General features: G+C 47.3%; 16 protein-coding genes, 1 pseudogene and 1 riboswitch. Of the genes and pseudogenes, 4 read left to right on the top strand and 13 right to left on the bottom strand.

Annotated features, from left to right (window positions below):
• Positions 1-95: 95 nt before the first annotated feature.
• From AB3351_RS21310 to AB3351_RS21265, 10 genes are all read right to left on the bottom strand, one after another.
• The gene (locus AB3351_RS21310) at positions 96-1,802 is read right to left on the bottom strand and encodes an amidohydrolase (protein ID WP_371149129.1); all 1,707 of its coding nucleotides are present in this window, start codon (positions 1,800-1,802) and stop codon (positions 96-98) included.
• A gap of 243 nt (positions 1,803-2,045) precedes the next feature.
• Entirely contained in the window at positions 2,046-3,704 is a 1,659-nt protein-coding gene (locus AB3351_RS21305; RefSeq protein WP_371149128.1) for a copper resistance CopC/CopD family protein, read from the bottom strand.
• Positions 3,694-4,212, bottom strand: coding sequence for a TlpA family protein disulfide reductase (locus AB3351_RS21300; RefSeq protein ID WP_371149127.1), 519 nt, complete (start codon positions 4,210-4,212; stop codon positions 3,694-3,696). The genes AB3351_RS21305 and AB3351_RS21300 overlap by 11 nt, the downstream gene beginning before the upstream one ends.
• Complete coding sequence (locus AB3351_RS21295) at positions 4,209-4,904, bottom strand: ABC transporter ATP-binding protein (protein ID WP_371149126.1); 696 nt, start codon at positions 4,902-4,904, stop codon at positions 4,209-4,211. Before AB3351_RS21295 ends, AB3351_RS21300 begins: the two co-directional genes overlap by 4 nt.
• Positions 4,905-4,908: 4 nt before the next feature.
• Entirely contained in the window at positions 4,909-5,754 is an 846-nt protein-coding gene (locus AB3351_RS21290) for an ABC transporter permease (RefSeq protein ID WP_371149125.1), read from the bottom strand.
• Positions 5,751-6,290 carry a nitrous oxide reductase accessory protein NosL gene (locus AB3351_RS21285; protein WP_371149124.1) on the bottom strand — a complete coding sequence of 180 codons (540 nt, stop codon included), beginning with the start codon at positions 6,288-6,290 and terminating at the stop codon, positions 5,751-5,753. The genes AB3351_RS21290 and AB3351_RS21285 overlap by 4 nt, the downstream gene beginning before the upstream one ends.
• Position 6,291: 1 nt before the next feature.
• A complete protein-coding gene (gene nosD, locus AB3351_RS21280; protein WP_371149123.1) occupies positions 6,292-7,539 on the bottom strand; it encodes a nitrous oxide reductase family maturation protein NosD in 1,248 nt (415 codons plus the stop codon).
• A 123-nt stretch (positions 7,540-7,662) separates the two neighbouring features.
• Positions 7,663-8,064 (bottom strand): FixH family protein, encoded by a 402-nt coding sequence (locus tag AB3351_RS21275; RefSeq protein ID WP_371149122.1) that lies wholly within the window; start codon positions 8,062-8,064, stop codon positions 7,663-7,665.
• 16 nt (positions 8,065-8,080) lie between these two features.
• A complete protein-coding gene (locus AB3351_RS21270; RefSeq protein ID WP_371149121.1) occupies positions 8,081-8,689 on the bottom strand; it encodes an SCO family protein in 609 nt (202 codons plus the stop codon).
• 134 nt (positions 8,690-8,823) lie between these two features.
• A complete protein-coding gene (locus AB3351_RS21265) occupies positions 8,824-9,378 on the bottom strand; it encodes a copper resistance CopC family protein (RefSeq protein ID WP_371149120.1) in 555 nt (184 codons plus the stop codon).
• Positions 9,379-9,592: 214 nt separating this feature from the next.
• On the opposite strand from AB3351_RS21265, the gene AB3351_RS21260 reads away from it, so the two are divergent.
• From AB3351_RS21260 to AB3351_RS21250, 3 genes are all read left to right on the top strand, one after another.
• Positions 9,593-9,715: a hypothetical protein gene (locus AB3351_RS21260; protein ID WP_371149119.1), complete on the top strand. Its 123-nt coding sequence runs from the start codon at positions 9,593-9,595 to the stop codon at positions 9,713-9,715.
• Between the two features lie 40 nt (positions 9,716-9,755).
• A riboswitch (guanidine-I (ykkC/yxkD leader) is annotated at positions 9,756-9,853 on the top strand.
• A gap of 90 nt (positions 9,854-9,943) precedes the next feature.
• Positions 9,944-10,291 (top strand): DMT family transporter, encoded by a 348-nt coding sequence (locus AB3351_RS21255; protein WP_371149118.1) that lies wholly within the window; start codon positions 9,944-9,946, stop codon positions 10,289-10,291.
• On the top strand, positions 10,291-10,605 hold the full coding sequence (locus AB3351_RS21250) for a DMT family transporter (protein ID WP_371149117.1): 315 nt from the start codon (positions 10,291-10,293) through the stop codon (positions 10,603-10,605). The genes AB3351_RS21255 and AB3351_RS21250 overlap by 1 nt, the downstream gene beginning before the upstream one ends.
• 50 nt (positions 10,606-10,655) lie before the next feature.
• Here AB3351_RS21250 and AB3351_RS21245 read toward each other — a convergent pair whose 3' ends face one another.
• Positions 10,656-10,811, bottom strand: a complete 156-nt coding sequence (locus tag AB3351_RS21245) for a DUF1540 domain-containing protein (protein ID WP_371149116.1) — start codon at positions 10,809-10,811, stop codon at positions 10,656-10,658.
• 285 nt (positions 10,812-11,096) lie between these two features.
• Positions 11,097-11,552: a GNAT family N-acetyltransferase gene (locus AB3351_RS21240; RefSeq protein ID WP_371149115.1), complete on the bottom strand. Its 456-nt coding sequence runs from the start codon at positions 11,550-11,552 to the stop codon at positions 11,097-11,099.
• A 247-nt stretch (positions 11,553-11,799) separates the two neighbouring features.
• Between AB3351_RS21240 and AB3351_RS21235 the strand changes: the two are divergent.
• Positions 11,800-12,955, top strand: a pseudogene (locus AB3351_RS21235) (catalase).
• 96 nt (positions 12,956-13,051) lie between these two features.
• Here the strand turns inward: AB3351_RS21235 and AB3351_RS21230 are convergent.
• Positions 13,052-13,804 carry an SDR family NAD(P)-dependent oxidoreductase gene (locus AB3351_RS21230; RefSeq protein ID WP_371149114.1) on the bottom strand — a complete coding sequence of 251 codons (753 nt, stop codon included), beginning with the start codon at positions 13,802-13,804 and terminating at the stop codon, positions 13,052-13,054.
• Positions 13,805-13,824 lie beyond the last annotated feature (20 nt).

The raw sequence follows: 13,824 nt of genomic DNA, 5'->3' as shown, positions 1-13,824 counted from the left end.
ATGCAAATCAGCAAAAAATCCCCGGAGCTTTCCATGACGATCTGTACCGTCTGCCCCAGGGATTACTATGTTTTCTATATCTAAGCCGATATAACTTATTTTTTCTCTTTCTTCTCGTATACAACCTCGCCGCCAACGACCGTAGTCAGAACAGCGATATCTTTTATCTCCTCTTCCGGACACTTCATGATATCTTTGTCGATAACGATAAAGTCAGCCAGCTTTCCTTTTTCCAGAGAGCCTTTAATCTTCTCTTCAAAGCTGCCTTCTGCCGCCCAGATCGTAAAGGAGCGCATCGCTTCTTCTCTTGTCATCTTCTCTTCCGGATACCAGCCTCCCTTAGGAGTTCCCTCGCGATCCATTCGGGTCACAGCCGCATAAATGCCGTGGAACGGATTGACCAACTCCACCGGTGCGTCTGATCCACCAACAATGTGCGATCCTGCATCCATCGTCTTGCGCCACGCGTACGCGTATTTAATACGCTCCGGACCTACACGATCCTCCGCCATGTTTTTATCAGACGTGGCATGTGTAGGCTGCATGGAAGGAAGAATATTCAGCTCCGCAATGCGCTTGATCTCACTCGCATCAGCTACCTGGAAATGCTCAATTCTCCAGCGATGATCGGCCAGCGGTTCTTCTTTTAATACTTTTTCATACGTATTGATGGCTTGAAGAATCGATCCGTCGCCAATTGCGTGTGTCGCCACCTGCCAGCCGTATTTGCGTGCTTCCTTCACCAGTCGGTACAGCTCTTCGTCTGTGAAGCGATAATTCCCCTTATGACCCGGGCGATCGCTGTAATCTTTCAAGAGGGCCGCACTGCGAGAACCGAGCGATCCGTCCCCTACGAGTTTAAGAGAAGCCACCGTTAGACGGTCACCGAATAGACCCTTTTCAGGTCCGTTCTTATAATAATGCTCCAGACTTTTCCCTGTCGATCCGCCTTCACCATTGGCTACCATAACATTCATTCGGACTTTAAGAACATCTTTCTTATAGAGTTCCTTCATATCGTTAATATTATCTAGATGAGTTCCCGCATCCGTTGCGCTTGTAATCCCGTTGAGGAATAATTCCTCCTGTGCTTTGACCAATCCTTCCTGCACACGTTGTGAGTCGTATGCTGGAACCTTTGCCATAACCGGCTCACCTGCGGTGTCAATCAGCATACCGGTTGGCTCACCCTTAGCATCCTTTAGAATTTCCCCACCCTGAGGATCAGGTGTGCTCTTGCTGATGCCGCCAATCTCCAGCGCTTTGGAGTTCACCCAGATGGAATGTCCGTCCACCCGCTCCATCATTACTGGATTGTTTGGTGCGGCCGCATCAAGCTCTTGCTTGGTTGGAAACTTCTTATCGGGCCATAATTCATGGTTCCAACCGTGACCAAGAATCCATTCACCCGGCTTTCTTTTCGCCGCCTCTTGCTTTACGAGACTCAAAATTTCATCTTTGGGCTTATTAAATCCGTCCACCTGCAGTAAATTAATGCCCATGGATGGAAAATGAAGATGCCCGTCATTCAATCCCGGAATCACTGTTTTCCCTTCTAGATCAATCACCTTTGTACCAGGACCTATGTATTTTTTAGCTTCTTCTTGAGTTCCTACATAGAGCAGCTTCTGTTCTTTGATAGCCATGGCACTTGCTTTAGAGAATGTGCTATCCACCGTATAAATCGTCCCGTTCAGGTACACTGAATCAGCCTTCTCCGAATAATCAGCAGCAAAAGTGAGACCTGAGAACATGCTGAAAAGCAAAACAATTGATACGATCACCGCAAATGATCTTTTCAAGTTTATTTTCCTCCTTTTGGCATGGTATTTGTTTGAAATTATACTGCATGATGGTTTTATCATAGCTTGTGTATTTTCATAGTGTCAAGTAATATTCTAAAATTTCTAAATATTATTAACAAAACGACTAAATTAGCTGGGAAAATTTTCATCGGTCTATATTTTTAGCAAATAAAACACAAAAAAGAAGAATCAGCTTTACCTGACTCTTCCCTTTTCTATACGCAAACGAGAATAGCAAGATTATATATCACACCAGGCCGTGCCGCGCGGCGGGAATGTATACACGATAATCCGTCCGTCTTGCGTCACCGCTTCTACGTTAATATAGGCTGCGCTAGGCACACGCAGTTGATCACCGGATATAAGATAGCGTCCATTCCCCAGATCAAATGCCCGATTTAGCGCGTTATATTCAGGCAGCTCGGAGAAGCGCACATAGACCTCTTTAATAGCTGGCGCATTCTCAAATCGAATGTTTACCTCATTAAATCCGGATACAAAAGGAGAAATCGTCGCGTACGCTGTGCTTCCCTGCTTCGTTACTTTTGCTGGAATGCCGCCTACCTCGGATGCAATGGGTGCAAAATTAACGAGCGCAGCAGAAATGAGCAGGACGGCAATACCAAGGCCTACTCTCCATTTGGCCCGGCGAATCAACCAACGGGTATTTTTCTCACTTCCCTTCCGCATGGCACGCAGTTGCAGCACACCAAGCAGTGCAATGCACGCAACGAGCGCCACCTTAACCAGAATCGTGAGACCCCATATGCTGCGTATGAAATCATTCCAGGAGTCGGCATAATCAACTGTCATCGCAATGCCCGTCAGCATCAACAGAATCATGCTGATCAGCGCCCAGCGCGAGAACTCCGCCCCTTTTTCTTTGAACCATTCCCATCGCCCTTCCTTCGGAGCGAGCACCACCAGCGCAAACAGACCGCCAAACCAGATCGAGAGTGCAAATAAATGAATGAGGTCCATCAGCACTGCGATCCAGCTTCCGTATTCAGGCGAGTAGGAGCGTCCGACCCAGGCATTGAGCGCAAGCATGGCGCCGACAAACGGCAGGGTCCAGCGCGTAAATGAGATGCCAAAAATCAAGGCAAATACAAAAAATTGTACCAACGGAATCCAACCAATGGGAAGTGCGGCCAGTTCATTCAGCGTAGCCTCCGGCAGCGCCGCTTTCCGCACAAAAAACAAGACCATGACAGCCGTCGCCGTTAGAAAGTAAATCGGAATCTGCCAATACTGCCAGCGTTTATGTATGTCTTCCTTTCGTGCAATAAACTGAACGAAGAACGTGCCGCCAAACGATATAGCCATGCCAAAAAACGCAAGCCAGTTCGGCAAGGTCTCACGGCTCAACTGCTCAATCAAGCCGGCCCCCGCACTTTTCGGAGCAGGCGACAGGGACTGCACTGCAAAATAAATCTGACCCACACGTTTAAGATCCTTATCTTCTTCATCTATCGTACTTGATGCCTCAACCTGCCACTCCACACCATATGTTCCGGGAAGCAGCTCTTTGGCCGGCGTTAAAATAATCTGCCGCGCATCCTGCGGGTTCACCTTGATCTTTCCTGTACTGTACTCCCGATTACGATTATCAAAAATGGATGCGTATTTGATTTTAATCGGCTCAGAAAATGTCAGGCGAATCTCTTTTGGCGTAGCCGACACAATGCTGCCGTCTTTTGGCATAGACTCCACAAGCTTGTACGCTTTTTGCCCCGGTGCAAACTCCGGTTCCGCGGACACCACGCCGGAAAGCGGAATCAGGCACCATGCAAGCATGCTGAGAAGCAGCATGCCGACATATATCCATCTGTGTGTTCTTTTTCCTGCTGCTACCATCGTTCTCTCCTTACCTTCTCTATCCACTGCATTATGATTCAATGAGCTCCTGGATCTTTTTTTCTAATGTCTCCGGAGACAACAAACCGTTGGCAATGTATATGATTTTGCCGTCCTTATCAACAAACACATTGGTAGGCAGGCCCATAATGCGGTAGGTTTCTGCCACCTCGCCCGTCCGGTCAAACAACACCGGAAAATTCATGTTAGAGGAACGCGCGAATGTGCGGGCATTCTCTTCTTTATCATTAATCGTCACATTGACAGCAGCGATTTCGAACTTTCCATTGTACTTATCATACAAACGGACAAGGTCCGGCGTCTCCTGCTGGCATGGGCCGCACCAAGACGCCCAGAAATTGATGAGTACAGGTTTATTCAGATCATTAAGCCTGCGCTCATTGCCGTTGATATCGGTCAGCGTAAAGGTAGGTGCATAGGAACCAACCTCGGCTTTTTCCTGCCCGCGTAAGAAGCTTCCATTCGTATAATAGGAATAACCGATGAGTCCAAGGATAAAAAGTAATACGAAAATTGTTTTTTTCTTCATTTTTTCACCTGTGGTATCGTATGTGCTTTTGCCATAACTTCAAGAAAACGCTGCTCTGCCGGACGCGAGTCCTTAAGCCAAGCATCGACAGCTTCATCCTCAAGCAGCCGTCCTCCATGCATCAGCCAAACTCGGTCTGCGACCGCCAATACATCCTGAAGCAGATGCGAGGAAAAGATGATGGTTACCCCCTGTTCACGGTACGCAGCAAGCCACTGCTTCCATTCCTCCACCCAGAAGGGATCAAGGCCATTCCCCGGTTCATCCATCAACATGACATGCGGCTTGTGCATAATCATCTGCGCAAATAACAGGCGCTGCATCATGCCGCGCGAGTATGTAGACGGCTCTTGATCCGCTACTTTCGCAAGACCGACTTTCTCTAATGCTTCGTCCACTTCTTTCTTGTCCGTCCCTTTTAGCTGTGCCAGATATAACAGCCACCTACGAGCACTCACGCCCGGCGCAATCTGTAGGGAATCAGGCATATATCCAATGCTTTGCCTATCAATACCTGTAACCTGTCCGCTGCTTGACTGACTCATGCCTGCCAGAAGGGAGAGCAGCGTACTTTTTCCCGCTCCGTTCCCCCCACATAACGCAAGGCACGTACCTGATTCGATGCTTGCTGTAAGCGGGTGCAGTGCAATCCTCTTGCCATATGATTTGCTAATATCATGCAGTTGAATCATTACACTACGCTCCCTTCCTTATTGTACGAGACGCAAGCAGCAGCGGTATGCTCATATAAAGCATGAGAAGCACCATCGCGCCTGCGATGCCGCCAGGTGTACGAATTGCCTGCTCCCAATAATAAAAGGTCGGTCCATATAAATACCCCTGCCCCTGCCAAAAAACGGTGGCAATACGCACCGTCTCCACAGGGTTCAGCATAAGCAGACCGGCCAGCACCGGTTCCTGTATAATACGCGGCAGAGTTGGTAGCACCGACATAGTCAACATGCCGTATAGATAAACAAAGAAGAACCATAGCAATAAGCTGCCTGCTACAGCCTGCAGCCGACTCTTCACCCAACTGCCCAGCCATAGCCCAACCGCTGTAAATGCGGCGACGAGCGGAACACTTGTGAGAAGCAGCGTACTTACAGCTCGTACCCCTCCGCTCCACCCCAGAAGAGCGGTACCAACGTATACCACCACAACACCTGCCAATATGGCACAAAGAAATGCCAGAACAAGTCCAAGAAACTTCCCTGCTACATACTGCCAATCCGTCAGCGGATATGTGCGAAGCAGCCGCGTCATCCCGTCACTGCGCTCGCCTGAAAGCGAGAGGGACGATAACAGCAGACCCATAAGCGGCACAAGCTGAAGCAGCATATTGACCAACAGCATCGATTGGCGGGTAAGTCCCTGTGCCGCTCCGTTCATAAATAACGTCTCATTCCAATAGAACAGCAATGCGCCAAGTACAGCAAATAACAGGGCAAAGGCTGCGAGCCAGCGACTGCGCAGCATAATCTGCCACTCGTAGCTACTCACAGCCAAAATGCGGCGAAAATCTGTGGCCGCTTGTCTCATTGCTTATGTTCGCCCTCTTTCATCTCTCCATGCTTCATGCCTTCATGCGGCATCATTTTGCTTTTGTCCATCTTCCACTCATGCTTTTGCAGCTGGTCATATGCCAAAAGCTCTCCAACGCCTTTTTCTTTCACAAACGTTTCAGCATCCGCTTTATCCTTAAATGCGTGAATGCCGTATCCCATCGGTGTCGGCACGTCCATCGCATATACGTAGGATGCGTCTTTTAGCGAAACCCAATCCTTCGTGCCGCTATCCTGAACAAACATGTCCGCAATCTTTTCTTCTGTGTGAGCTGCTGTATGCTTATGCAGGCAGCCAATATCATCAAACTTGACGCTCTTCCCGTCCTCTGTTACATACTGGGCAGCATATCCGTTATTTTTTACGGCCATATGGCATTTTGCGCACGTATCAACCGCCTCATCAACAGGTTGTGGCTGCACGCTCTCTTGTTTTCCGCAAGCTGCAAGCACAAGCATGAACACCATCATTGTACCAACAAACAACCAGCTTTTTTTTCGTAGTTTTCTCATTTTATATATTCTCCTTTTTCGACTGATTCTCTTCTGCAAGCGGTATATCCATTAGCGGATGCTCATCGAACACCGGATAATCAGCCGCCATGTGGTCGAGCAATTGGTGAAGGGGACTGGCATAAAAAATACCGAGGAACGGGTGCTTCTCAAACACCTGCTGCATATCAGCCGCCATGCGGTATGCCCCATCTCCTATCCCATCCTTGTTAAAATCCCAACCACGGTAATCATCCCAATAGTTGCCGACCGAATCCCTGCTCCATACGTCCGATGACCAGCTCACATCCCCGCCAATCTGGCGCACATTCCCGATAAGCACATTCTCTCTCAGGTGCGTATCTTCTACCTCACCCATTCGTTTCACGCCTACCGCATTATGCGCAATCTTATTCCGCTCCAACTGTGTCCTCTCCACCATATCGAGTGCAATTCCGATTGTGTTATTAAAAATATGATTGCCATACACGCTGCTGGCTTGTACATCATATAGAAATATTCCATATCCCTGTACATCCATTTGATGATGAAACGCATTGTCCCGCACAGTAATGTCATTGGCGGCCATTACCATGGCGCCCACAATACTGTTCTTTGTTTCGTTGGCTGTGATGCGATTATGATCGGAAAACATCACATGATACCCGTAGCGAGAGCGATCAACCGTATTGTGCTGTACCGTGTTCCCTGTTGTCTGATCAAAGTACACACCATCTTGTACATGCGCTATCTCATTGCGCTCGATCATATGACTTCCGCCTGCTGTGATATGAATACCATTGCCCCGCTTCGCAACCGACGTCTCCGTGCTTCCCTCAATGCGGTTGCCTATAATATGAGAAGCCGATGATCTGTGTAGATGCACACCGAACAGCGTATACTCCAATCGGTTATCCTTTATGAGCACACGCGCCCCCTGCACCTTCACCCCAGCGTCATGTGCAGAGCTATTCTGACCGCCGTGCCGGATGGTGAACCCTTCTACCGTTACGTCGTCTGCAGCAATCGTTACTACGCTTCCGCTACCATTGCCTTCTATAATTGCACCGGGCTCTGCGCGCAGCACAATTGGCTTCGTAATCGTGACCGGCCCGTGATAGATGCCGGCCGGCACAACAAGCGTCTCTCCCGGCTCGGCCTGTGTAAGCATCTGCTGCAGTGACGGTGCATTCGATTCCGCATGTCCAGACGGCGTCATGCAAAACAGCAGGATCAGCACAAGCAGCACAACCACCCTTTTTATAAACATCCCCTCCAGCATCCTTTTTTATAAAATGATACGTCCCGCCCGCCTTATTATACGAAAGACATTTGTGCATCTCGTGTGGTATTTGTGAAAGAAGTGTGAGGCCGTACATCCATACGTGGGCGGTTATGGACGCACTTCAATGTCCGTCTTATCCATGCTGTGCATGCCGCGAGCCGTCACATGGTACATAACGTAATAGGAGCCGGATGCTGTAAACGTATGCTCGATGGCGTACGTTCCCTCTTCGGTCTTTTGCGCAGGAATCATCTGCACATTCTTTTTATCGCCCTGCCCGATCTCGAACTTCACTTCCTCCGCATCGCTGACAGGTGCTCCATTTTGTGTAACGACAACAGAAATGCGCACCGCTTTATTGACGTTGACCGCCGCAGGGTCCAGCTTCAGTGACACGGCGATCGGCATCGGCTTTTGTCTCTCCTGCGGCTGCGCATTCTGACCGCAGCCGGACAGCAGCGTCATAGCGAAGATCAGTACCACACTCATCATCATGCTTGCCTTTTTCACTTCACATGCTCCTTTCCTATTCATCTAGCAGTGCCAGCATATCTTCTACAATTCTGTCGTTGTCCATACCGTCTCCCATCTGATATATGGCACGAATGTTTCTCTCTTTATCTACAAGAAACAGTTCATTGGAGTGGGTAAGCAATCCGTTTCCCTGATCCTGTACATACAGTTTGAACCCATCAAGCACTTGCTTGGTTTGTTGTGGTGTGCCGCGTAGAAACGTCCAGCCATCCGGCTGAATATTACGCGCCGCCGTATACTTCTGCAGCACATCTTCTGTATCGTTTTTCGGATCAAATGTAATGGTAATAAGATCTGCTTCCTTACCTAGCACTCCCTCTTCCTTTAATTTTTGTTGAATACGAATTAAGTTCAAGTTCGTCGTCTGACAAACATCAGGGCAGCGCACATAATGAAACGAAACTAGGCGAACGCTTCCTTCTGATTTATCAAACGAAAACGGCTGACCATACATGTCCTTCATCGTAAAAGCCGGTGCCTTCTCAATGACAGGAAGGGTACGATACCCTCCAAAGTTTTGATACAGTATGATGGCAATTACCGCAATAATTACTAATGAAGCAAGTACAGCAAATCGGTTGTGCAGTATTTTCCCCTTCATTCTCTCTTACTCCTTATATTTTTGTTATCTACATGACAAATGGTAGTAAATAAATGTGTGCAACTTGTGCGGAAGTTATGGCAGATTGGTGAATACGAAAAAAAATCCCCGTTTTCTCGAAACGGGGAAGAGGTTTATGATTTTTTACGTAGTAAAAATACAACAAGACCGACAACCAAGAGGGCAATAATAATAAAGCCAGCCATAAAGGAAGAGGTTCCTTTATCACCTGCACTATTTTCAGTATCTGCATTTGAAGGCTGCGGCGTCGGTTGCTCTTGCTGCTGCGACTGTTCCGGCTCTTCGGTCGCCTTCGGCTCGGTCGGCTTTTCTTGTGGCGCTGCCTTCACTTCAAAAGAAAAGGCGCCGCGCAGGGAATGTCCATCCTCACCAATGTTCATCCACTCCACTTTATACTTGCCATTCGGGAGCGGCTTGTCCAGCGTCGCTTTTAGCGATTTGCCGCTGGCTTGAACATCGCGCACCGCGAATGTTTGTCCCTGTTCATTTTTAACTTCCAGCTTGCTGACACGCTCAATACTGGCGCTGAATTGTACAGCAATTTCCTGCACTTGCTTTGTTACAACTTCTCCATTCTGCGGCGAACTGCTTTCAATACGGGAATGCGCAAAGACCTGTGAGGTCATCAGCATCAGCAGAAAGACAGTGAAAAACACTGTTTTCTTCATGATCTCCAACTCCTCTTTTGCTAATTTGTATAATTTTCATGTTTATTATACTAATAACATGTGTGTAAACTGTGAAATCGTATGTACCACACTTTTTGCTTTTCTAATATTATCATCATCCTTGACTATTCTAACACGAAAACCTACACTTAAAGTGTAGAGACGAGTTCGTGTATAGGCGGCGAACGATTTTATACAAAATAAGGTGATATACATGGGCATGATTTATTTAGCTTTTGGCACAGCCGGAGCCATTCTACTGATCATTATCGTCGGTCTCATTATCGGCTTTATTCTCAGCCGGAAAGATAAGAAAAAGCAGCGACCTGAGCAATAAGACTGCTGCTGTGTACGCTACAATCACAACTGTATCAACACGTCATGTTTTCTAGGGTTCCGCGATGCTATCATCGGCCTGGTCCGAGAGAAAACTCACGGCCGCGCCGTGCCACGGAGGGATAAAAGCCCGGGAGATTGCCTTGTGTACAAGGACATCTCCCGGGCTTTTTATCGATCTGATTTATGTAGTACAACAGACAAATCATCTTGAAAGGAAAAACACCATATGAATTGGGAATGGACAAAAGTTTTTATTGCTGCATTTTTTGAAGTATTTTGGGTGGTCGGACTTAAGCACGCCAATGATATATGGACATGGCTCGGAACCGGGATCGCAATCCTTATCAGCTTCTACCTTATGATTATGGCCGGTGAAAAACTTCCGGTTGGTACGGTCTATGCGGTTTTCGTTGGCCTAGGAACCGCTGGCACTGTGTTTTCTGAAATTGTTTTCTTTGGTGAGCCGCTCAAAACCGCAAAGCTGCTCCTTATTCTTCTGTTACTAGTCGGTGTTATTGGTCTGAAAATGGTGACGAAAGAGAACGAACAGCAGCCTAAAGGAGGTGCTTCATAATGGCCTGGATCTATCTTATCTTCGCCGGAATCTTTGAGATGACGGGCGTTGCTATGATCAATAAATTGCACAGGGACAGAAACTGGCAGGCATTCGTAATGATGCTGGCCGGATTTAGCGCTAGCTTTTTGTTCCTTGCATTGGCTATGAAGACACTGCCAATGGGAACCGCCTATGCCGTCTGGACAGGAATTGGCGCAGCGGGGGGCGCTATTCTTGGGATGTTGCTGTACGGGGAGTCAAAAGACTGGCGCCGAATGCTGTTCATTCTTTTGGTTCTTGGTGCAGCTGTCGGCTTGAAGTTGATTTCATAACATAGCGCTTAAAAAGTAAAGCCGCTTGAACCGGCGGCTTTACAACGTTTTTACATACCGGGCTGAAACGTCTTACAGTCCGTTTCTTCTGTTGTAGAAGCCTGCTTGCCTTTGTGGCTTACTACATAGATTTCATCTGCATTGCATCTGTTTCCATTTCCCCAATACGTACAGTTATTTACTTCACAAAGCACATCTTTTTCCATAGTTATCCACCTCCTTTAAAAAAGGCGCTTTTCCCTATGATACTTGTCCATACAAACGTCCCTCCCTATACATAAGATGTTGTATGTCGCATGACAGGAGGTGATTGTTATGCGTCGTCGCCCTGTACAAGTCGTTACACTGAGACCTGGTCAAAGTGTAGTGTTTCGCTGCAGAAACCGAATCGTAGTTGTTCGCTGCCGTCGTCATCGCAGCCACTAGACAGCAAAGGCCGCTCCCTCTTTTGGGACGGCCTTGTACATAATTTTATTATGCTTTAAAAGATATCATTCTAAAGGGTAGTCATATACCTTCCAGCCAGGAGCATTTCCCCCGGTCTTATCATATAGGGATTGGGCAGTACTATTGTCGGCTGCTGTTAATAGTCGAACCAACGGATATCCTTTTTCTTTTGCCAGTTGAATTGCCGATGTTAATAACGCTTCACCAATCCCCTTTCTCCTGTGTTGCGGATCTATAAATAGATCGTTCAGTAGGGCTATTTTCTGCATGCGCGTTGTGCTCCAAATCGCATTTACCGTAGTAAAGCCAAGTAACCTTCCATCCTCTTCTGCGACTAACTGAAACCCCTCCTCTGGATGATGTACGAGATGCGTAATCATTTCTTTTATTCTCTCTTCAGGTGGAATTGGTCGCTTGTAAAACGCAAGGTATCCATAGAGTAAAGAAGTCAAACCAGAAACATCCATGAGTCGTGCCTTGCGAATTGCAACTTCTGACATATCTTTCTCCTCCTCAATTCTTCAAGTTTTCTGCTTGTGTAATCATGTAAGCAAATCCCACGCCAAATCAAACAGCGTAAAAAACAGCCGACTCCATACAAAACAAGTCAAAATCGGTTGAATCACAAGTCAAAAATGAATCCTCTCAATCATTATTAATAATAATTTCAAATAAGCATTTATTTCTTATTGGTTTTCGATATTATTATGTACATGAAGGATAGATAAATGATGAGGTGATGAAGGTATGAGTTCACATAATAATAGACTTACGACAAGCTGGGGAGCCCCTGTTGGTGATAATCAGAATTCCATTACGGCCGGATCACGCGGTCCAACACTGATCCAGGATGTGCATCTTCTTGAAAAGCTGGCGCATTTTAACCGCGAGCGTGTGCCTGAACGTGTCGTTCACGCCAAAGGTGCCGGGGCGCATGGTTATTTTGAAGTAACAAATGACGTATCGAACTATACGAAGGCCGCATTTCTATCTGAGGTTGGAAAACGTACACCGGGGTTTGTCCGCTTCTCCACGGTAGCGGGTGAAAACGGCTCTGCCGATACCGTGCGTGACCCACGTGGATTCGCTGTAAAACTCTATACAGAAGACGGAAACTATGACCTGGTCGGCAACAATACACCCGTGTTCTTCATCCGAGATGCGATTAAATTCCCTGACTTCATTCATACGCAAAAACGCCATCCGCAAGCGCATTTGAAAAACTCGGATGCGGTATGGGATTTCTGGTCACTGTCCCCTGAATCGCTGCATCAGGTAACCATTCTTATGTCTGACCGCGGCATTCCTGCCACGTTCCGTCATATGCACGGCTTTGGCAGCCATACATTCAAATGGGTAAATGCGGAAGGCGAAGCGGTCTGGGTAAAATACCACTTCAAGACACAGCAGGGCATCCAAAACCTTAGTGCGGATGTCGCCGCAAAAATCGCCGGTGAAAACCCAGATTACCATACGGAAGACTTATTTAACGCCATTGAAAATGGGGATTACCCGGAGTGGAACAGGCAACGTTTTCTCCCGGAACACTCGTACCCGGCATTGATGTTTCACCTGACAAAATGCTGCAGGGTCGCCTCTTCGCCTATGCGGATGCACACCGCTACCGTGTCGGTGCAAACCACAACGCCCTTCCGATCAACCGTCCGAAGGTTATGGTGAATAACTATCAGCGCGACGGACAGATGCGCCCGGATCATAATTATACCGTCTCTTAAGCGAAGAAGAACGCATCCGCCTTGTGCAGACTATCGTTGACGCCATGAAGCCGGTCACAAGGGACGAGATTAAGCTGCGGCAAATTCAGCACTTCTATAAGGCTGATCCTGAATATGGAGCACGTATTGCAGAGGGACTTGGCCTGTCTGTCCCTGAGATGGTCTAATTCCCCACTGAAAAACAATAAAAAACAGGTACCCAATAAAAGAAACGGGTACCTGTTTTTATAGTAGGAAGCTAGACAACAAGAAGAGGTACTTTTTCATCTACCACCGCTAACAGTAATTGTTTCCCCCACAATATAATTGGATGCATCTGATGCAAGGAAACAAATCACCTCTGCTATTTCTAATGGAGTTGCAGCACGTTTCATGGGAACAGAGGCCACTAATCGTTCGAGACGATTATCATTAGGAGCAAATTTGTCATGAAATGAGGTTTCAACCATTCCAGGAGCGATTCCATTTACAATAATCCCATGCTCAATAAATTCCCTGGACATCCCAACCGTCATCGTATTTACTGCACCTTTTGTTGAAGCATAGTGGATGCTTTCACCTGCCCCTCCAATACGGGCTGCTGCCGAAGAAAGATTAATGATTTTGCCGTTTTTTCGCGGAAGCATGTCCTTTAATACTGCCTGTGAGCAAAAGAGAACTCCTTTAACATTCAATGCATATGTCTCATCCCAAAGCTCCTCATCTATATCCATGAATGCGCTTTGTCTAATGCCTCCACCTGCATTATTTACCAGCACATGGACGGCTCCGTAAATTGAAACAACTTCTTGAACCATTCTTTCAACTTGGTCTTTCTTCGTAACATCCGCTTGGATTGCCGTACACTCCCCTCCCTTTTCTTGAATCGTTTGCATCGTTTCGTTTGCTCCCTTTTCGTTTGTATGGTAGTTAATAACCACTTTTGCACCTTTGGACGCCAGCAGTTCTGCTGCCGCACGTCCAATTCCAGAACTCGCTCCCGTAATAACGACAACTTTCCCGTACAAATCCTGCACAATGCCCCCCCTATTTTAGA

It is taken from the genome of Aneurinibacillus sp. REN35, from assembly GCF_041379945.2.
Taxonomy (GTDB): domain Bacteria; phylum Bacillota; class Bacilli; order Aneurinibacillales; family Aneurinibacillaceae; genus Aneurinibacillus.
The sequence above is the reverse complement of the archived record's forward strand: the minus strand, read 5'-3'. Positions and strand labels throughout refer to the sequence as shown.